Annotated in this window: 18 protein-coding genes; 8 read left to right on the top strand and 10 right to left on the bottom strand. The window is 71.5% G+C overall.

The window, feature by feature from the left end; genetic code table 11:
* The first annotated feature begins 13 nt into the window (after positions 1-13).
* The gene (locus CLV68_RS25035; RefSeq protein WP_121393303.1) at positions 14-832 is read left to right on the top strand and encodes a class I SAM-dependent methyltransferase; all 819 of its coding nucleotides are present in this window, start codon (positions 14-16) and stop codon (positions 830-832) included.
* Here the strand turns inward: CLV68_RS25035 and CLV68_RS25030 are convergent.
* Together CLV68_RS25030 and CLV68_RS25025 are read right to left on the bottom strand one after the other, a co-directional pair.
* Positions 805-1,230 (bottom strand): GNAT family N-acetyltransferase, encoded by a 426-nt coding sequence (locus CLV68_RS25030; RefSeq protein ID WP_121393421.1) that lies wholly within the window; start codon positions 1,228-1,230, stop codon positions 805-807. The genes CLV68_RS25035 and CLV68_RS25030 overlap by 28 nt on opposite strands.
* Positions 1,231-1,290: 60 nt before the next feature.
* The gene (locus CLV68_RS25025; protein WP_121393302.1) at positions 1,291-2,055 is read right to left on the bottom strand and encodes a S1 family peptidase; all 765 of its coding nucleotides are present in this window, start codon (positions 2,053-2,055) and stop codon (positions 1,291-1,293) included.
* Between the two features lie 132 nt (positions 2,056-2,187).
* Here CLV68_RS25025 and CLV68_RS25020 point away from each other — a divergent pair, with 132 nt between their 5' ends.
* The 3 genes from CLV68_RS25020 (at position 2,188) to CLV68_RS25010 (ending at position 3,825) form a co-directional block, all read left to right on the top strand.
* Positions 2,188-3,096, top strand: a complete 909-nt coding sequence (locus CLV68_RS25020) for a M15 family metallopeptidase (protein WP_246010083.1) — start codon at positions 2,188-2,190, stop codon at positions 3,094-3,096.
* 1 nt (position 3,097) lies between these two features.
* Positions 3,098-3,424: a YnfA family protein gene (locus tag CLV68_RS25015; RefSeq protein WP_121393301.1), complete on the top strand. Its 327-nt coding sequence runs from the start codon at positions 3,098-3,100 to the stop codon at positions 3,422-3,424.
* A gap of 179 nt (positions 3,425-3,603) precedes the next feature.
* On the top strand, positions 3,604-3,825 hold the full coding sequence (locus tag CLV68_RS25010; protein ID WP_147460153.1) for a hypothetical protein: 222 nt from the start codon (positions 3,604-3,606) through the stop codon (positions 3,823-3,825).
* 681 nt (positions 3,826-4,506) lie between these two features.
* On the opposite strand, the gene CLV68_RS25005 is transcribed toward CLV68_RS25010, so the two are convergent.
* Complete coding sequence (locus CLV68_RS25005) at positions 4,507-5,553, bottom strand: M48 family metallopeptidase (RefSeq protein ID WP_121393299.1); 1,047 nt, start codon at positions 5,551-5,553, stop codon at positions 4,507-4,509.
* Between the two features lie 138 nt (positions 5,554-5,691).
* Here CLV68_RS25005 and CLV68_RS25000 point away from each other — a divergent pair, with 138 nt between their 5' ends.
* On the top strand, positions 5,692-6,228 hold the full coding sequence (locus CLV68_RS25000; RefSeq protein ID WP_121393298.1) for a YbhB/YbcL family Raf kinase inhibitor-like protein: 537 nt from the start codon (positions 5,692-5,694) through the stop codon (positions 6,226-6,228).
* Between the two features lie 80 nt (positions 6,229-6,308).
* The gene (locus tag CLV68_RS24995) at positions 6,309-7,706 is read left to right on the top strand and encodes a mycothione reductase (protein WP_121393297.1); all 1,398 of its coding nucleotides are present in this window, start codon (positions 6,309-6,311) and stop codon (positions 7,704-7,706) included.
* A 28-nt stretch (positions 7,707-7,734) separates the two neighbouring features.
* On the opposite strand, the gene CLV68_RS24990 is transcribed toward CLV68_RS24995, so the two are convergent.
* On the bottom strand, positions 7,735-9,006 hold the full coding sequence (locus CLV68_RS24990) for a CynX/NimT family MFS transporter (protein ID WP_121393296.1): 1,272 nt from the start codon (positions 9,004-9,006) through the stop codon (positions 7,735-7,737).
* A 47-nt stretch (positions 9,007-9,053) separates the two neighbouring features.
* Here CLV68_RS24990 and CLV68_RS24985 point away from each other — a divergent pair, with 47 nt between their 5' ends.
* Entirely contained in the window at positions 9,054-9,728 is a 675-nt protein-coding gene (locus tag CLV68_RS24985) for a FadR/GntR family transcriptional regulator (RefSeq protein WP_177215504.1), read from the top strand.
* Positions 9,729-9,966: 238 nt separating this feature from the next.
* Here the strand turns inward: CLV68_RS24985 and CLV68_RS24980 are convergent, their stop codons facing one another.
* Positions 9,967-11,484, bottom strand: a complete 1,518-nt coding sequence (locus CLV68_RS24980) for a cobyric acid synthase (RefSeq protein WP_121393419.1) — start codon at positions 11,482-11,484, stop codon at positions 9,967-9,969.
* 53 nt (positions 11,485-11,537) lie between these two features.
* On the opposite strand from CLV68_RS24980, the gene CLV68_RS24975 reads away from it, so the two are divergent.
* On the top strand, positions 11,538-12,239 hold the full coding sequence (locus CLV68_RS24975; protein WP_121393295.1) for a hypothetical protein: 702 nt from the start codon (positions 11,538-11,540) through the stop codon (positions 12,237-12,239).
* Here the strand turns inward: CLV68_RS24975 and map are convergent.
* The 5 genes from map to CLV68_RS24950 form a co-directional block, all read right to left on the bottom strand.
* Positions 12,226-13,083: a type I methionyl aminopeptidase gene (gene map / locus CLV68_RS24970; RefSeq protein WP_121393294.1), complete on the bottom strand. Its 858-nt coding sequence runs from the start codon at positions 13,081-13,083 to the stop codon at positions 12,226-12,228. The two genes, CLV68_RS24975 and map, sit on opposite strands and share 14 nt — an antisense overlap.
* A 24-nt stretch (positions 13,084-13,107) precedes the next feature.
* The gene (locus tag CLV68_RS24965; protein WP_121393293.1) at positions 13,108-14,910 is read right to left on the bottom strand and encodes a penicillin-binding transpeptidase domain-containing protein; all 1,803 of its coding nucleotides are present in this window, start codon (positions 14,908-14,910) and stop codon (positions 13,108-13,110) included.
* 98 nt (positions 14,911-15,008) lie between these two features.
* Positions 15,009-15,866 carry a GNAT family N-acetyltransferase gene (locus CLV68_RS24960; RefSeq protein ID WP_121393418.1) on the bottom strand — a complete coding sequence of 286 codons (858 nt, stop codon included), beginning with the start codon at positions 15,864-15,866 and terminating at the stop codon, positions 15,009-15,011.
* Between the two features lie 49 nt (positions 15,867-15,915).
* Positions 15,916-17,079, bottom strand: a complete 1,164-nt coding sequence (ispG, locus tag CLV68_RS24955) for a flavodoxin-dependent (E)-4-hydroxy-3-methylbut-2-enyl-diphosphate synthase (protein ID WP_092776484.1) — start codon at positions 17,077-17,079, stop codon at positions 15,916-15,918.
* 39 nt (positions 17,080-17,118) lie between these two features.
* Positions 17,119-18,336: a M50 family metallopeptidase gene (locus CLV68_RS24950; RefSeq protein ID WP_121393292.1), complete on the bottom strand. Its 1,218-nt coding sequence runs from the start codon at positions 18,334-18,336 to the stop codon at positions 17,119-17,121.
* Position 18,337 lies beyond the last annotated feature (1 nt).

Raw genomic sequence — 18,337 nt, 5'->3', positions numbered from 1 at the left:
GATCATGCGGGACATGGACCAGGAACCCGAGTACATCGCGGTCAACAAGGCGAAGTGGGACGAACGCGCGCCCGCGCACGCCGCGTCCGCCGACTACGGCTTCGAGCGGTTCCGCGCCGACCCGTCCCACCTCAGCGACGTGGTCCGGTTCGACCGGCCGCGGCTGGGTGACCTGGCCGGCGTGCGCGGCGTGCACCTGCAGTGCCACATCGGCACCGACACGCTGTCGCTGGCCAGGCTCGGCGCGCGGATGAGCGGCCTGGACTTCTCCGCCGAGTCGCTGCGCCAGGCCCGCGCGCTGGCCGGGGACACCGTCGACTTCCACGAGTCCGACGTCTACCGCGCGCTCGACGTGCTCGACCACGGCGGCTACGACTTGGTCTACACCGGCGTCGGGGCGCTGTGCTGGCTGCCGTCGGTCAGCCGGTGGGCCGGTGTCGTGGCCGGGCTGCTGCGCCCCGGTGGGCGGCTGTTCCTGCGGGAGTCGCACCCGCTGCTGTGGGCGCTCGACGAGAAGGCCGACCAGCCGGTGTTGCGGTACCCGTACTTCGAGCACGTCGAGCCGCTGGTGTTCGAGGAGTACGACACCTACGTGGCGACCGACGTGGCGTTCACCCACGGGCACACGCACACGTGGAACCACGGTCTCGGCGAGATCGTGACCGCGCTGCTGGAGCGGGGACTGCGGCTGACGCTGCTGGAGGAGCACGACAGCGTGCCGTGGAACGCGCTGCCCGGCCAGATGACCGAGTCTGCCGATGGCGAGTGGCGGCTGACGTCGGAGCCTGAGCGGCTCGCGGCGAGCTACACGCTCGTCGCGGTCAAGGAGTGACCTGGGCGGCGCATGCGGATGTGCAGGATGCCGTCTTCGTCGAACGGGTCGCCCTCTGGCAGGTAGCCGAACTTCGCATAGAGGGCCTGGGCTGGCAGTTGAGCGTCTAGGACGCTCTCGTCCGGACCGACGATGTCGAGCGCGGCGGCCATGAGCTTGCTGCCCAGGCCGGTGCCTCTAGCGGTAGCGGCCGTGCACACGCGACCTACGCGGCGCACGGTGCCCGGAGCACCGAGCACGCGGAGGTAGGCCAACGGCTCGGTGTCCGGCTGCCACCAGACGTGCACGGTGTCGGGCAAGAGGTCGCGCCCGTCCAACTCGGGGTACGGGCACGTCTGTTCCACTACGAACACGAGAAGCCGCAGCGTGAGCACGGCGTAGAGGTCAGCCGCGGTCATCTCGGGCCCGGGGGCGGCGTGAAGCGTCACGCCACCGTGGATATCACAGGTGGTCGGATATCACAGGTGGTCGCCGATCAGATCGGCGTACGCGGCGACGCGGGTGTAGACGCCGGGCTTGCCGGGTTCGGCGCAGCCCTGGCCCCACGAGGAGATGCCGACGAGCCTGCCGTCGACGATGAGGGGGCCACCGGAATCGCCCTGGCAGGTGTCGATACCGCCCTCGGGCAGGCCGGCGCAGACCATGGAGTCGTCGAGGAAGTTGTCGTAGTCGACCGCGCACTCGGTGTCGGAGACCAGGCGGACCTGGGCGCCGAGCAGGTAGCGCGACGCGGCCCCCGTCTCGGCCACGCGACCCCAGCCGAGGATCCCGGCGGGGGCCTCGGGGGTGTAGACCGCCCGGTCGGTGGCCACCGGCAGCGGCCGGTACGGCACCCGCTCGGCGAGGGTGAGGACAGCCACGTCGTCACCCAGGGTCACGTCGCGGTAGTCGGGGTGCACCCAGATGTCCTTGACGCCGACGGTCACCCCGTCCGTGCTGCTCTTGTCCTCCCGGCCCGCCACGACCAGCACCCGGTCGCGGGGGTACGCCTTGGCGCAGTGGGCCGCGGTGACGACCTTGTCGCGGTCGACGAGGGTGCCGCCGCAGAACTGGAACCCGTTCGAGGTGGCCAGGTACACGACGTACGGGTGATCGGCGATCGGGACGCGCTGCCCGCCGACGATCTGCTCCGCGGCGTCGGCGCGGAACAGTTGGCCGAGCAGCGCGATCAGGATCGCCACTGCGGCCAGGGCGCCGAGGATGCGACGGGCGTAGAGCCCCATGGGTGTTTCTCCTGTCGGGGGTGCCAGCGGGGGTTCGGGCAGGTCGACACGGTAGGTCAAATCGGAGCCGAACGGTTACTCTGCGCTGTCGCTCGAACGGGTGGAACTTTCCGGGTACGGCATGCTGGACGGGTGCGCCGCCTCCTGCCCGCCCTGTGCCTGCTGCTCGCCGCCGGGTGCGTGACGCCCGAACAGCACCGCGCGGCGTCCAGCACCGAGGCGGCCCCGACCAGCGAGTCCGCGGCGACCACGCCGTCCACCGCTGCCCTGCCGACCACGAGCGCGCCGGTGACCACGACGGTTCCCGTGACGCCTGCCCCACCGGTGACGACGCAAGCGCCCACCGAGACGTGGGTGGTCGGGGCGAAGCCGCTGCCGTTGGGGGCGGACGGGTTCGGGAAGGTGCTGCCGACGCCCGCGGTCCTGGTGAACCGGTCACTGCCGACTCGCGACGCGCTGCCACCGCCCGCGGACGGCAAGTACGCCGCGACGGTGTCAGAGGTGCCCGCGGCGGTGTTGCGACGCAGCACCTGGCAGTCGGGATGTCCGGTGACCGCAGGGCAGTTGCGCTACCTGACGATGTCGTTCTGGGGGTTCGACGGGAAAGCGCACACCGGCGAGATGATCGTCAACGCGCGGGTAGCGCAAGACGTGACCAAGGTGTTCGGCACGCTGTTCGCGAACCGGTTCCCCTTGGAGGAGATGCGGGTGACAGCGCTACCCGAGCTGGATCTCCCCCCGACCGGCGATGGCAACAACACCGGCGCCTTCGTCTGCCGCGCGGTCCGCACGGGCACGACGTGGTCGGCGCACGCGTACGGCCTCGCGATCGACATCAACCCGTTCTGCAACCCCTACACGAAGGGAAAACTGGTGCTGCCGGAACTGGCTTCCTCCTATGTGGACAGGGGGCGGAAACGGTCGGGGATGCTGTACTCCGGCGACCCCGTCGTGCGCGCGTTCACCGCCATCGGCTGGACCTGGGGCGGCACCTGGACGTCCCCGGTCGACCGCCAGCACTTCAGCGCGACCGGGGGCTGACGTGCTGCGGTCGGTGGCGCTGTTCCTGCTCGCGGCCATCGCCGAGATCGGCGGCGCGTGGCTGGTGTGGCAGGGCATCCGCGAGGACCGCGGCTGGCTGTGGGTCCTCGGCGGGGTGCTCGCCCTCGGCGCGTACGGATTTGTCGCCACATTGCAACCCGACGCCCACTTCGGCCGGGTCCTCGCCGCCTACGGCGGGGTGTTCGTGGCGGGCTCGCTGGCGTGGGCCGTGGTGGTGGACGGTTTCCGCCCCGACCGCTGGGACCTGCTCGGCGCCACCCTGTGCCTTGCGGGCGTCGCGGCGATCATGTACGCCCCTCGTGGGTGATCACCACCAGGTGAGAGCTGTAACGCTGCGCACAGGCGACGCGACCCTGGAATGGACCGTGCGGAGCGGGAACCACCTTGTCGGCCAGATGTCCCAACGGTGTTCACCCCCGCGCCGCGGTCTCGGCCGAACACGGCGATGGTGACGCAGAGCAACCTGAGCGCGCAGGAGGACCGGTGGTGACCAGCACGAACACAGCCCCCAAGACCGGCAGGCGATGGCTCTTCCTCGCCGTCTGGCTGCTGTGGTTCGCAGTCGGATTCCCCTACCCGACCCCGACCTGGCAACAGATGGGCGTGGCCGCCCTCGTCGCCACCGGGGCCGCCACCCTGATGGTCTTGGCCGCCACGGCGATCGGGTGGTGGCAGCACCGTCCGCGGCGGTCGCGTCCTCAGAACTGAGGGGGCTGGACGCGCAGGCTGGGCTTGGTGCGGCTGGGTTGTCCACAGGCTGGTCGCTCGCTCGGGGCGTTCTGTCGGTGCCGCTCGGTAAGCTGTATATCGGGGGGTGCTGTGGGCGGTTTGATCTTGGGCTGAGGACTGGCGGCTCTCGGTCTCGGCTGCGCCATCGACGGTGAACGCCTCGCCTTCGGCATTGGCCCGGGGCGCGAGAAAGCGACGAGCTCGATGCGGCGAACTTGTTTTGCGCGGGGCCCCTACAACAACCGGGCAGAACCACAAAGCAGGGGCCCAAAAGCAGGCCCTGCCACGGTGAGCGACGCTACGGGCATCGTCCCCCCACACAAAACAAGTCCACCCCATCGAGCCGGCCTGGCACCAGCGGATCCGAGGAGCGGTTGTCGGCCAACGTTATTTAGGGGCGCGGTTGGGCCAACGACTGTGGCGGGCGGGTGGGACCAACGTCTGAGAGGGGCGCGTGGTTGGCCAACGTCGCACAGTCCCTACCGGTTGGGAGTGGTGGCTCCGAGGGGCGCTCAGGGACCAACGGGCACAGGCTCAACCGGTTGGAGCGGCGACTCCTCTGTCGGTTGGACCGGCGGGCCCGAGGAGCGTTGTTAGCCAACGTTGAAGGGGTTGTGTGGGTGGGGCGGCGGGGGTGTCCGCCGCCGCCCCGGGAGTGGGCTAGTTGGGGGTGGGGTTCTCGGAGCGGGGGGTGGTGAACTTGGTGAAGACCTTGCCCGCGGTGTCGGTGATGGTGGAGCCGACGGTGTTGAGGAGGCTGACCAGGGGGTCGGCCGAGGTGGTGAAGGACTCCTTGTAGGACTTCGCGGCCGAGCGGAGGTCCTCGCCGAGGTTGGTGGTGGGGGCGTCGTCGTCGCGGCGCTGGTACTGGCCGGTGAGGATGTCGCGGTACTCGTCCGAGGCGGCCCAGCGCTGCAACTGCGCGGCGCGGACCACGGCGAACGGGTGGGTCATGCCCTCGACGTTGCGCAGCTTGTGGATGCTGTCGCGGATGTCGTCGACCTCCTCGTACTCCTTGGCCTGCTGGAGGAACGACGGGATGTCGATCTGGGTCAGGTCGGTGGCACCCGCGAGGTAGAGGTGGGTGCGCAGCGCCGCGGCCGGGTCCTGGCCCGCGAGCAGACCCGCGCGGTCGGCCGTCAACTCCGCCTTGCGGTACCACTCGTTGAGGGCGGCGAGGATCGCGCGCAGCGCCAGGGCACCCGGCGGGAGCAGCGCCATCGTCTGCTGCACGCTGCGCAGCCGCAGCAGGATGGTGCGCAGCACGGCGTGGCCGGAGAGGATGTGGCCCATCTCGTGGCCGATGACGAACCGCAGGCTCTCGGTGTCGATGGCCTCGACCAGACCGGTGGTGATCACCACGAACGGCTCGTCGATGCCGACCGCCATCGCGTTGGCCCTGGGGTCGCGCTGGATGAACAGGTTCGGCGCCGTGTCCAGGTCCAGCACCTCGGCGGTCTCCCGGCGCAGCTGGTCGACCTTCGGGTACTGCTTCTCCCCCACCCGGATCGCCGAGGCCAGCGCCAGCAGCCGCTCACCGCGCTCGCTGAACAGGCCCGCGACGGACTTCAGCACCTCGGACAGGCCGGGCACGGCCCGCAGGCCCGCCATGGCGCCGCGGTCGGCCGGGTGCTCGTAGGCGCGCGGGCTGATCCGCGGGAACCGAACCCTGCTGGTCGAGCGCGAGACGTCGGAATTGTCGGTCACTGGTCTTCCTCCCCGTGTGTCTCCTTCCACAGTAGGCCCGTCCCCGGTCCGTTTGGCGTAGTTGCGCTCAGGCGACCGGCGCCGGGCCGGACTAGATTCGGCGCCGGAAGATCACCCCACTGGCTGCGAGGTATGCCGATGAGCCTGGACCGCCCGGTCGCACCCGACCCCTACGAGCTGCTGCCCCGGGTCGGCTCGTTCACCGTGACCTCCACCGACGTGCGCGACGGTGAGCCGCTGGCCACCCGGCACGCGCACGGCTCGGCGGGCGGCGAGAACGTCTCACCCCAGCTGACCTGGAGCGGAGCACCCGAGGGCACCAAGAGCTACGTGGTCACCTGCTTCGACCCGGACGCCCCGATCCCCGGCGGGTTCTGGCACTGGGCCGCGGTGAACATCCCCGCCGACACCACGGGGCTGCCCGAGGGCGCGGGCGCGAGCGACGACGCCCTGCCGGGCGCGGCGTTCCACGTGCGCTCCGACTTCGGCACCCGCGACTACGGCGGCGCCGCCCCGCCGCAGGGCGACCAGGTGCACCGGTACTACTTCGTGGTGCACGCCGTCGACGTCGAGCGGCTCGACGTCGACGAGAACGCCAGCCCGTCGGTGGTCAGCTTCAACCTGGCGTTCCACACCCTGGCCAGGGCGATCGTCACCCCGACCTACGCGCACTGAACCCGCGCCTGCCGGGTGGCCGTGGTCACCCGGCAGGAACACGGGAATGCGGGACCGGGCCGATGCGGTTGGATGGGGTCGTGGCGCACTACGACCTGGTGATCATCGGGACCGGCTCCGGGAACTCCCTGCTCGACCCCCGCTTCGCGGGCTGGCGGGTGGCGATGGTCGAACGCGGCGTGTTCGGCGGGACCTGCCTGAACGTCGGCTGCATCCCGACCAAGATGTTCGTGCACGCCGCCGACCTGGCCGCGGTGCCGGGGCACTCGGCGCGGCTCGGGGTGGACACCACGCTCGACGGGGTGCGGTGGCCCGACATCCGGGACCGGGTCTTCGGCCGGATCGACCCCATCGCCGCGGGCGGGCAGGCGTACCGGGTCGAGCACCCGGACAACGCCAACGTCACCGTCTACGCGGGCAACGCCCGGTTCACCGGCGAGCGGCGCCTGGAGATCACGCCCAACGACGGCTCCCCCGCCGAGACCATCACCGCCGACCGGGTCGTGCTCGCGGCGGGCGGGCGCGCGACCGTCCCGGACATCGACGGCATCCACGACGTGCCGCTGCACACCAGCGACACGATCATGCGAATCCCCGACCTGCCCCGGCGCCTGGTGATCCTCGGCGGCGGGTTCATCGCGGCCGAGTTCGCGCACGTGTTCTCGTCGTTCGGCGTCGAGGTGACCGTGGTCGCCCGCTCCGGCGCCCTGCTGCGCGCCGAGGACCGCGACGTGAGCCAGCGGTTCACCGAGCTCGCCCAGCAGCGCTGGGACGTGCGGCTCGACCGCAAGGCCGTGCGCGCGCAGAACCACGACGGCGGCGTCCGCCTGCACCTGGAGGGCCCGCACGGCGCGGAGACCGTCGACGCCGACCTGCTGCTGGTCGCCACCGGCCGCACCCCCAACGCCGACCAACTCGACGTTGCCGCGGGCGGCATCACCACCGCGCCGAGCGGGCACGTGGTCGTCGACGAGTACCAGCGGACCACGGCCGAGGGCGTGTGGGCGCTCGGCGACATCAGCTCGCCCTACGAGCTCAAGCACGTCGCCAACCACGAGGCCAGGATCGTGCAGCACAACCTGCTGCACCCCGACCAGCCCAAGGCCGCCGACCACCGCTTCGTCCCGCACGCGGTGTTCACCTCCCCGCAGATCGCCGCGGTGGGCATCACCGAGCAGGAAGCCGAGAGCTGCGGCATCCCCTGGATCGCCTCGACCCAGACCTTCGGCGGCATCGCCTACGGCTGGGCGATGGAGGACGAGACCGGCTTCGCCAAGGTCATCGCCGACCCCGACACCGCCCAGATCCTCGGCGCGCACATCATCGGCCCGCAGGCACCGACCCTGATCCAGCCGATCATCCAGGCCATGAGCTTCGGCCTCGACGCCAGGACCATGGCCACCGGCCAGTACTGGATCCACCCCGGCATGCCCGAGGTCGTGGAGAACGCCCTGCTCAACCTCCCCTTCCCGAAGTAGGCGGACCTCGCGCGACACCGCCGCAGGGCTAGACCGTGCGGGGGCGGCCCGCGGCGTAGCCGAAGACGGCTTGGATGGCGGTGACGACAAGGACCAGCACCAGGGACGCTGTCCAGCCGCCGGTCAGCCCGCGGAGTAAGCCGAAGAGGAAGGGGCCGCAGGCGGCGATCAGGTAGCCGAGGGATTGGGCCATCGCGGAGAGGGAGGCGGTGTCGGCCGGGTCTTCGGTGCGCAGGGCGATGACGGTGATGACCAGGGGGAAGACGCCCATGCCGAAGCCCGCGAGGACGGTCCAGGCGAGGGGGGCGGCGCTGGGGGCCACCAGCAGGCCGACGATGCCGAGGCCGCCGATCAACGTCAGCACCACGATCAGCAGGGACTGCGAGCGCATCCGCACCGCCAGCGGCGGGAGGAGCAGCCCGGTCGGGACGCCGAACAGGGTGCAGATCGCCAGGTAGAGGCCCGCGGTGGTGCGGTCGACCCCGGCCTCGATGAGGACCTCCGGCAGCCAGCCCATGATCACGTACGCGACCAGGGCCTGGAGCCCGAAGAACACCGTCACCGTCCAGGCCAGCCGGTTGCCCAGCAGCGACCGCCGGGGCCGCGGCGGCTGGTCGACGACCACCTCGGCGTGCCGGGCGCCCACCGACCACAGCAGGACGGCCGCGACCCCGAGCAGCGCCCACACGCCCAGGGCGAACCGCCAACTCCCCATGGCGTCGGCCAGCGACGGCGTCACCGCCGCGCCCAGCGCTCCGCCACCGGCCAGCGCTCCCATGTAGATGCCCGTCACCACGCCCAGCCGGTGCGGGAACGACTGCTTGATCACCACGGGCAGCAGGACGTTGCCCAGGGCGATGCCCGCGCAGGCGAGCAGGGTGCCGCCGAGCACGGCGGGGGCGCCGTCGAGCACCCGCAGACCGAGCCCGGCCGTGAGCAGCGCCAGCGCCCAGCCGACCGCCCTGGCCAGGCCGAACCGCCTGTTCAGCCGGGGTGCGAGCACCCCGGCGGCGCCGAAGCACAGTGCCGGGAGCGCGGTCAGCGCGCTGGCCCAGGCGTGGCTGGCGCCGACGGACCCGCGCACCTGTTCCAGCACGGATGCGAGACTGGTGACAGCGGGTCGCAGGTTCGCCGCGGCGAGGGCGACCCCGAGGACGAGCAGCGAGGTACCGACCAGGGCCGTCCCTCGGCTGGACGCGAGGGCACTGTTTCCGGCCGGGTGGGCCGACCAGGCACCACGCGGCGGGGTCGGCGTGGCAATCTTGACGTCCCTGGCGTTGCGCCTGCGGTGGAGCGTCATGGGCTGAGTATCACAAACATAGGATGTTTGGCTGAAAGGATGGCGCTGTGCCGTTGGCCACTACCCGGCGTTCCGGCCTCGTCGACCAGGTGATCGAGCAGATGCGCGCGGCGATCACCAGCGCGGAGTGGAAGGTCGGCGAGCGCATCCCGACCGAGCCAGAGCTGGTCACCGCCCTCGGCGTCGGTCGCAACACCGTCCGCGAGGCGGTGCGCGCGCTCTCGCACGCGGGCCTGCTGGAGGTGCGCCAGGGTGACGGCACCTTCGTCCGCGCCACCAGCGAGTTCTCCGGCGCGGTGCGCAGGCTGGCAGGCACCGAGCTGCGCGACGTGCTCCAGGTCCGGCGGACGCTCGAGGTCGAGGGCGCGCGGCTCGCCGCGGGCAACCGGACCGAGGACGAGCTGACCGAGCTCACCGAGCTGCTCGACGCCCGCGACCACTCGATGACGGCCAAGGACTACGAGGTCGGCATCGACCAGGACGCCGCGTTCCACCTCGCGGTCGTCCGGTGCTCGCACAACCCGCTGCTCGCCGAGCTGTACCAGGGCCTCACCGAGGTCGTGCGCGCCTCGGTGGCCAGCACGGTGAGCACCAAGCCCAGCCTGGCCACCGTCGACCACCAGCGGCTGCTCTCGGCGATCCGCGACCAGGACACCGACCGCGCCGCCGCCGAGGCGGCGGGCTTCCTGGACGAGCTGATCGCCGACCTGGACACCGACTGACCGGTCCCGGACGAACTCCCGATCCCCACGCATCTCCCCCGACTCCCCTTCTCCGACGACCTGACTCGACAGCCTGACTCGACGGCCTGCCTCAACGAAACGCTCCCCGGTGGACCTTCCCCGGCGAGCGCGGAACACCTGGCACAGTCCAGAGTCGGGGAGCGCCAGCACGGCCGCCAGTTCCGGGTCGGGACCTGTGGATGATCGTGGACGTTGTGGACAACTGGGCCGACGGGGGCTAGGCACCCGGCGGCAGAGTGCGCAGACCGGGCGGCGCTCCCTCGTCGATGAGCCGCAGGACGGCCTCGGTGTCCAGGTGCTCGGCGACCAGGTCGCCGAGCAGGTCGAGCTGCCCCTGCCTGGCCGCGGCGAAGTCGACGTCGTCGGCCGGGCGGAACCCGTCCCGACCAGCCCGTTCGGCCGCCCACCTGAGGAACGCGCGGCGCGCGGCGTCGTTCTCCAGCAACCCGTGCCAGTGCGTGCCCAGCACGGAGCCGACGACCGCGCCCTCGACGGCGCCGTCGTCCACCGAGACCAATCCGGGGACATCACCGCGGCGGACGACCCGGCCGTGGTGGATCTCGTACCCCATTGCGGGCTCGCCGAACACGACCCCGGTCGGCCGCGCGAGGGTCTTCTCCCGCGCGAACTCCACGTCGACGTCCACCAGCCCCAGCCCGTCGACCACGCCCGCCCCGGACTCGACCCGGTCCTCGATCCGCTGCGCCAGCATCTGGAAGCCACCACACACACCGAGCACGGGCAGCCCACGCTCGGCGTGCGCCACAACGGCGTCCGCCAACCCTGTGCGCCGCAACCAGACCAGGTCGTCGACTGTCGACTTCGACCCCGGTAGCACCACCACGTCCGCGTCCGCCAACCGCGACGGCTCGGTCACGAACCGCACCGAGACCCCCGGCTCACAGGCCAGCGCCTCCACGTCAGTCGCGTTCGAGATGCGCGGCAACCGCACCACGGCGACGCGCAGCCACTGCGACCCCAACGGCGGCGCGGGCCGCCCCACGACGCCGTCGGCCGGGTAGGACAGCGAGTCCTCCGCGTCCAGCCACAGCTCCTCGCGCCACGGCAGCACCCCGAGCACGCGCCGCCCGGTCAGGTCGTGCAGCTGGGTCAACCCCGGTGCCAGGAGCGCGGGGTCACCCCGGAACTTGTTGATCACGAACCCGGCGATCAGGGCCTGGTCGGCGGCGTCGAGCAAGGCGAGCGTGCCGAACAGGTGCGCGAAGACGCCACCTCGGTCGATGTCCCCCACGACAAGCACAGGCAGACCTGCCGCACGCGCTAGGCCCATGTTGGCGATGTCGTTGGCTCGCAGGTTGATCTCGGTAGGCGAACCCGCGCCCTCGCACACGACGACTTCGTAGTCCGCGCGAAGCCCTTCCAGAGTCGTCAGGACTGTCTGCATGAGTTCGGCTTTGCGGTCCCGGTAGGACATCGCCGACGCGAAGCCGGCGGGCTTACCGAGCACAACGACCTGAGACGTGCGGTCGGACCCAGGCTTGAGCAGCACCGGGTTGAACCTGACGCTCGGCTCCAGGCCACACGCGGCCGCTTGCACTGCCTGCGCCCGCCCGATCTCACCGCCGTCGAACGTGACCATGGAGTTGTTGGACATGTTCTGCGCCTTGAACGGCGCGACCCGCGCACCGCGCCTGGCCAGCCACCGGCACAGGCCCGCGACCAGGACGCTCTTGCCCGCGTCCGAGGTGGTACCAGCCACCAGCAGCGCTCCCACCATCTGCGCGTCCCCTCCCCACAACCGGCGACCGGCTGCCATCATCTTCGGTTATGCCCGTCGTCGCGGTCACCGCAGTCCTGGTGCACAGCCCGTACCTGGGGCCCGCCAGCCTCCGCCCGCTCGCCGACGGCCTCGCCGCCCTCGGCCACCCGACCGTCCTGCTCGACCTGCAACCCAGCGTCGCCGCCGCGCCGGTGCACCAGCGGCTCATCGGCGCGTTCGCCGACGCGCTGTCCGACGAGGCCCTCAGCGGGCCCGTGGCGCTCGTCGGGCACGGCGCGGCCGGTCCCCTGCTGCCCGCGTTCGCCGAGGCACTGGAGGACGACGTGCGGTGCCTGCTCTACCTCGACGCCGACCTGCCCACGCCCGGCCGCAGTTGGCGCGACGGGAGCCCCGATGCCTACGCGGCCCTGCGCGGGCGCAGCCGCGACGGGCTGCTGCCGCGCTGGCCCCAGTGGTCGGACCGCGACCTGCTCGCCCCGATCGCCGACGAGGCGCTGCGCGCCGAGATCACCGACGAGGCACCCGAGGTACCGCTGGTGTTCCTCAAGGAAGCCCGGCCCACCGTGGAGTGGACCGGACCCACCGCGTACGTCCGGCTCTCGACCGACCACCAGGCAGACGCCGACGCGGCGCGGGCACTCGATTGGCCGGTGACGCGGGCCGACCTGCACCACCTGGCCGTCGCGACCGACCCCGAGCCGGTCGCGCGGCTGGTGCTAGAGGCGCTGCTCGGCCCTACGGGAGAGTGAGGATCTCCGAGCCGGTGTCGGTGACGACGAGCGTGTGCTCGAACTGCGCGGTCCACGACTTGTCCTTCGTCGTGGCGGTCCAGTCGTCGGCCCACATGTCGTAGTCGATGCCGCCGAGGGTGATCATCGGCTCGATGGTGAAGGTCATCCCCGGCTCGATCACGGTGCGGTCGGTGAGGTCCTCGTAGTGCAGCACGACGAGTCCACTGTGGAACGAGCGGGCGATGCCGTGCCCGGTGAACGCGCGCACCACGCCGTAGTCGAACCGCTTGGCGTACTTCTCGATGACCCGGCCGATCACGTTGAACTCGCGACCGGGCCGCACCGCGGCGATCGCGCGCATGGTGGCCTCGTGGGTGCGCTCGACCAGCAGCCTGGCCTCCTCGCTGACCTCGCCTGCCAGGAACGTCGCGTTCGTGTCGCCGTGCACGCCGCCGAGGTAGGCCGTCACATCGATGTTGACGATGTCGCCGTCCTCGATCACCGTCGAGTCGGGGATGCCGTGGCAGATGACCTCGTTGAGCGACACGCAGCACGACTTCGGGAAGCCGCGGTAGCCCAGGGTCGAGGGGTAGGCGCGGTGGTCGAGCAGGAACTCGTGCACCACGGCGTCGACCTCGTCGGTGGTGGCGCCCGGCTTGACGGCCTTGCCGCCCGCCTGCAGCGCCTGGGCGGCGACCCTGCCCGCCACCCGCATCGCCTCGATGATCTCCGGCGGCTGCACCCACGGGTCGGTGTTGCGCGCGGGCGCGGGTCGGTCGACGTACTCGGGCCGGACGATGGTGGACGGCACGACCCGGCGGGGCGTCTGCACGCCGGGCGTCAACGGGGCACGAACGGACATGCCCTCCACCCTACGACCCCCCGATCAGCCCAGGGCGGCCAGGAACCGGCCCGCCGCCTGGACGGCCGTACCGGACTGCCCCACATCGGTCAGCAGCACCGCGAAGGCCACATCGCCGCGGTAGCCGACGAACCACCCGTGTGAGTGGGTGCCGTCGCCGAACTGGGCGGTGCCGGTCTTGCCGCGCACGTCGCCGTAGGGCTTGAGCGCGGTCGCCGTGCCGCTCGCCACGACCTCGGCCATCATGGCGCGCACCGACTCCAGCGTCGCACTGGGCACCGGCTCGCCCGCGGCGTCGGACTTGGTCTCCACCCCCCGCACCAGCACCGGCTTGGGCACCGACCCCGACGCCACGCTCGCGGCGACCACTGCCATGCCGAACGGGCTGGCCACCACCTTGCCCTGGCCGAAGCCGTCCTCGGCGCGCTCGGTCTTGCCGGTCGCGGTGGGCACCGACCCGGTGATCGTGGTCACCCCCGGCACCACGAAGTCGACGCCGAGGCCGAGCCGCTTGGCCATCTGGGTCAGGTCGTCGGGCCCCATGGCCAGCGCGAGCTCGGCGAAGGTCGTGTTGCAGGAGAAGGCGAACGCGCTGCGCAGCGGGATGACGCCCTTGTCGAACTTGCCGCTGTTGGGGATCTCGCGGCCGTCGATGACCGTCGTGCCGGGACAGCCGAGCGGCGTCTCCGCGGTGGCCTTGCCCGAGGAGATCGCCTCGGCGGCCGTCACGATCTTGAAGGTGGACCCGGGCGGGTAGCGGCCGGTGAGCGCCAGCGCGCCCTCCTTGTCCGCGGGGTCGTTCTGCGCCACGGCCAGCACCTCGCCGGTGGAGGGCTGGATCGCCACGATCATCGACGGCGTCGCCTCACCGGCGATCGCGGCCTGCGCCGCGTTCTGGGCCTTCCTGCTCAGCGCCAACTGCACCGCCTTGGCCGGTTCCGCCGCCTTCGCGAACAGCTCCTCCCCCTCGGAGCCCGCGCTGTCGACGGTGAGCACCCGCCAGCCCGACTTGCCCTGCACCTGCTCCTCGACGACCTTGCGCACGTTCGGCAGCAGCGTCGGGGCGAACTTGCGGTCGACCGGGAGCAGCCGCGCCGACGAGGTGAACCGGACGCCAGGCAACTCGTAGATCAGCGACCGGACCTTCTGGTAGTCCGCGTCGCGCAGCGCGACCACCTGGTAGGGCTGCCCGCTCGCCTTGGCCGAGCCGTCGAGGATGCTCTGCGTGGTGATCGAGGCATCGATACCCGACAGCGCCTTGGCCAACTCCCCCGCGATCGCGTTGGCGTCGCCCGCCTTCGCGGGCTCGAACAGCACCGAGACCACCCGCTCCGGTTGCAGCACCGGCTCCCCGTCGCGGTCGAGCACCGGCGCCAACTGCGCGTCGGCGTCCTCCACGGCCAGGGTCTGCTGCGCGGCGAGCTTCGGGTGCAGCACCGTCGGCTCCCAGTGCACCTTCCACGCGTCGTCCTGCCTGCGCAGCTCGAAGGCCGACTCGTAGGTCCACAACCGGCCCCGGCCGAGGTCCCAGGTGAGCTGGTAGGTCGCCTTCGTGCTGCCCTCGGCGACGTCGACCTTGCTCACCTGCGCCATCACCGTGGACGGCTTGAGCGCGCCGCGCACCTTGTCCATCAACGCCCGCGCCGACTCCGGGGAATCGGTCTGGCCCGCGGCCGTCGCGGTGTCACCGCCCGCGAACGCCGCGACGAACTGGTTCGCCGCGTCCTGTGGTTCCGGGTCGGAACCGAACAGGCCGCAGGCGGAGAGCGGGAGCACGGTCACCAGCGCCACGAGCAAGGCGGCGGGGCGACGGAGTGAGGCACGCACGGCCGCAGTATGCCCAATCCGGCGGGCCCGGCGGCGGGAACCATCCACAAGGCAGTTTCAGAAACAACGCGGCGGCGTTCAGAACAGCACAGCGGCGTTCAGAAGAGCACGGTGGCGTACTGCCCCACCTGCGTGAACCCGATCCGGTCGTACACGGCGCGGGCGGGCGCGTTGTAGCCGTTGACGTACAGGCTCGCGGTGCGACCCATGCCACTGACCAACCGCCGCACGACCGCGGCCGTCCCGCCCGCGCCGAGGCCGTGCCCGCGCCGGTCCGGGTGCACCCAGACGCCCTGGATCTGCCCGACCGAGCCGGACATCGCGCCGATCTCGGCCTTGAACACCACGTCGCCGCCCTCGAACCGGGCGAACGCGCGGCCCGCGGCGATCAACTCGGCCACCCTGGCCCGGTAGCCCGCGCCGCCGTCACCGATCCGGGGGTCGATGCCGACCTCCTCGATGAACATGCGCACCGCGGCGGGCAGGTAGCGGTCCAGCTCCTCCGGCCGCACCTGCCGCACCCCGGGATCGGGGGCGACCAGCGGCGCGGTGCTGATCGACATCAGCGGCTGGTCGGCGCGCACCTCGCGGGCCGGGCCCCACTCCGCCTCCAGCTCGGCCCACAGCCCGAGCACCTGCTCGGCGGGACCCACCATCGACGAGCACATGCGCCTGCGCCGCAACGCCCGGTCGGCGAAGGCGCGCAACGCGGACCGCTTGCCGCGCAACGGGATCAGGTTCGGACCGGCGAAGCACAGCGCCTCCAACCGCCCGGGGCCGCGCAGGCCGCGCACGTCGCAGCCCCACATCTCACCGCCGAGCCGCCACGGGTCGAGCCCGGCCGTCTCCACCCGCGCGGCGACCATGCAGGACGCGACGGGGTCGGCGGTGAGCACCGCGCGCACCGCCTGACCGTCCCGCTCATCGAGCAGCCGCGCTCCCGCTAGCCGCAACACCACTCAAGCGTGCCAGAAAGCGGCCGCGCGGGAAAACGCACGCACCCGCTCAGCCGACCGCGACGACGGTCGGCGCCCCGGCCTCGCCGTCCACCGGCTCGCCCATCTCCTCGGCCAGCCGCATGGCCTCCTCGATCAGCGTCTCCACGATCTGCGCCTCGGGCACGGTCTTGATCACCTGGCCGCGGACGAAGATCTGGCCCTTGCCGTTGCCGGAGGCCACCCCCAGGTCGGCCTCGCGGGCCTCGCCCGGTCCGTTGACCACGCAGCCCATCACCGCGACGCGCAGCGGCACCGACATGCCCTCCAGGCCCGCGGTGACCTGGTCGGCCAGCTTGTAGACGTCCACCTGCGCGCGACCGCACGACGGGCAGGACACGATCTCCAGCTTGCGCGGGCGCAGGTTCAGCGACTGCAGGATCTGCGCGCCGACCTTGACCTCCTCGACCGGCGGGGCCGAGAGCGACACCCGGATCGTGTCGCCGATGCCCTGGCGCAGCAGCGCGCCGAAGGCCACCGCGGACTTGATGGTGCCCTGGAACGCCGGACCGGCCTCGGTGACACCGAGGTGCAGCGGGTAGTCGCACTGCTCGGCGAGCAACTCGTAGGCGCGCACCATCACGACCGGGTCGTTGTGCTTGACCGAGATCTTGATGTCGTGGAAGTCGTGCTCGGCGAACAGCGACGCCTCCCACAGCGCCGACTCCGCCAGCGCCTCCGGGGTCGCCTTGCCGTACTTGGCCAGCAGCCTCGGATCGAGCGAGCCCGCGTTGACGCCGATGCGGATCGGGGTGCCCCGGTCCCGCGCGGCGTGCGCGATCTCCTTGACCTGGTCGTCGAACTTGCGGATGTTGCCCGGGTTGACCCGGACCGCCGCGCACCCGGCCTCGATCGCGGCGAAGACGTACTTGGGCTGGAAGTGGATGTCGGCGATGACCGGGATCTGCGACTTCGCGGCGATCGCGGCCAGTGCCTCGGCGTCGTCCTGCGACGGGCAGGCCACCCGGACGATGTCGCAGCCAGCCGCGGTCAGCTCCGCGATCTGCTGCAGGGTCGCGTTGACGTCCGCGGTGACCGTGGTGGTCATCGACTGCACGGAGATCGGGTGTTCGCTGCCCACCCCGACCGACCCCACCTGGAGCTGACGGGTCTTGCGGCGCTCCCCGAGCACCGGCGGTGGGGTGGCGGGCATGCCGAGCATCACGTCGGGCATGTGGACCTCTCTGCTGTCTTCACTGGTCTGGCACTGCGGTCATTGCAGCCGGATGGGGTTGACGATGTCGGCGGTGACGGTGAGCAGCACGATCGCGCCGCCGATGATGACTAGAACCATCGTCACCCCTGCCAGCCGGTTGTAGTCCACGGGCCCCGCGGGGGCCTTGCCGCGCAGCTTGCGCAGGGCGTCGCGGACCCGTTCGTAGAGGCTGATGGCGATGTGGCCGCCGTCGAGGGGCAGCAGCGGCAGCAGGTTGAACACGCCGACGAAGAAGTTCAGCATCGCCAGCATCAGGACGAAGATCTCCCAGATGCCCTTCTCGGCGGCGTCCGCGCCGATGATGCTGGCGCCGACCACGCTGACCGGGCGCTCCGGGTCGTCCTCGCCGCCGATGGCCCTGATGACCGCCGGGATCTTCTCCGGGAAGCGCATCAGGCCCTCCCAGGTGGCGGCGAACATCTCGCCGGTGAACACCACCGCGCCGGTGAACCCGGACGCCGCGCCGTACTGGAAGTACGAGCCCCTGGACACGCCGATCGCGCCGACGTCGGCGAGCTTGTTGTCGGTGCTGCCCGGCTTGGAGTCGAGCCCGACGCGCTGCACGGTGGCCACGTCGACCGACAGGGTGCGCTGCTCGCCGTCGCGCTCGACCACGAACGTGTTCTGCCCGCTCAAGCCGCGGATCTTGCCGATGAGCTGGGTCCAGCTCTCGACCGGCTGCCCGTTGAGGCTGACGATCTCGTCACCGGCCTGGATGCCCGCCGCGGCCGCGGGCGAGACCGAGCCGGGGGCGCACTCGGCGTACTTGAGGGTGACCGGGTCCTGGCTGGGGGCGGCGCACGAGGTGGTGCCGACCAGCGCGCGGTCGGCGGTGTTGGGCAGGCCCATCGTGACGGCCATCAGGTACAGGATGATGAAGCCGAGGAGGAAGTGCGTGATGGACCCGGCGGACAGCACCACGACGCGCTTCCAGGTGGCGTAGCGCCACATCGCGCGCGGCGCCTCCTCCTGGGTCACCGGGTCGAGGGCGGTCATGCCCGCGATCTCGCAGAAACCCCCCGCCGGGATGGCCTTGAGCCCGTACTCGGTCTCCCCCCTGCGGAAGGAGAACACGGTGGGGCCGAAACCGATGAAGTAGCGGCGGACCCGCATGCCGAACGCCTTGGCGGTCAGCATGTGCCCGGCCTCGTGCAACGCGACCGACAGGCAGATCCCCAGCGCGAACAGCACGAGCCCCAGCAGCCAAACGAACACG

It is taken from the genome of Actinokineospora cianjurensis (assembly GCF_003663795.1).
Taxonomy (GTDB): Bacteria; Actinomycetota; Actinomycetes; order Mycobacteriales; family Pseudonocardiaceae; genus Actinokineospora; species Actinokineospora terrae.
This window is presented reverse-complemented; position numbering and strand designations above follow the sequence as displayed.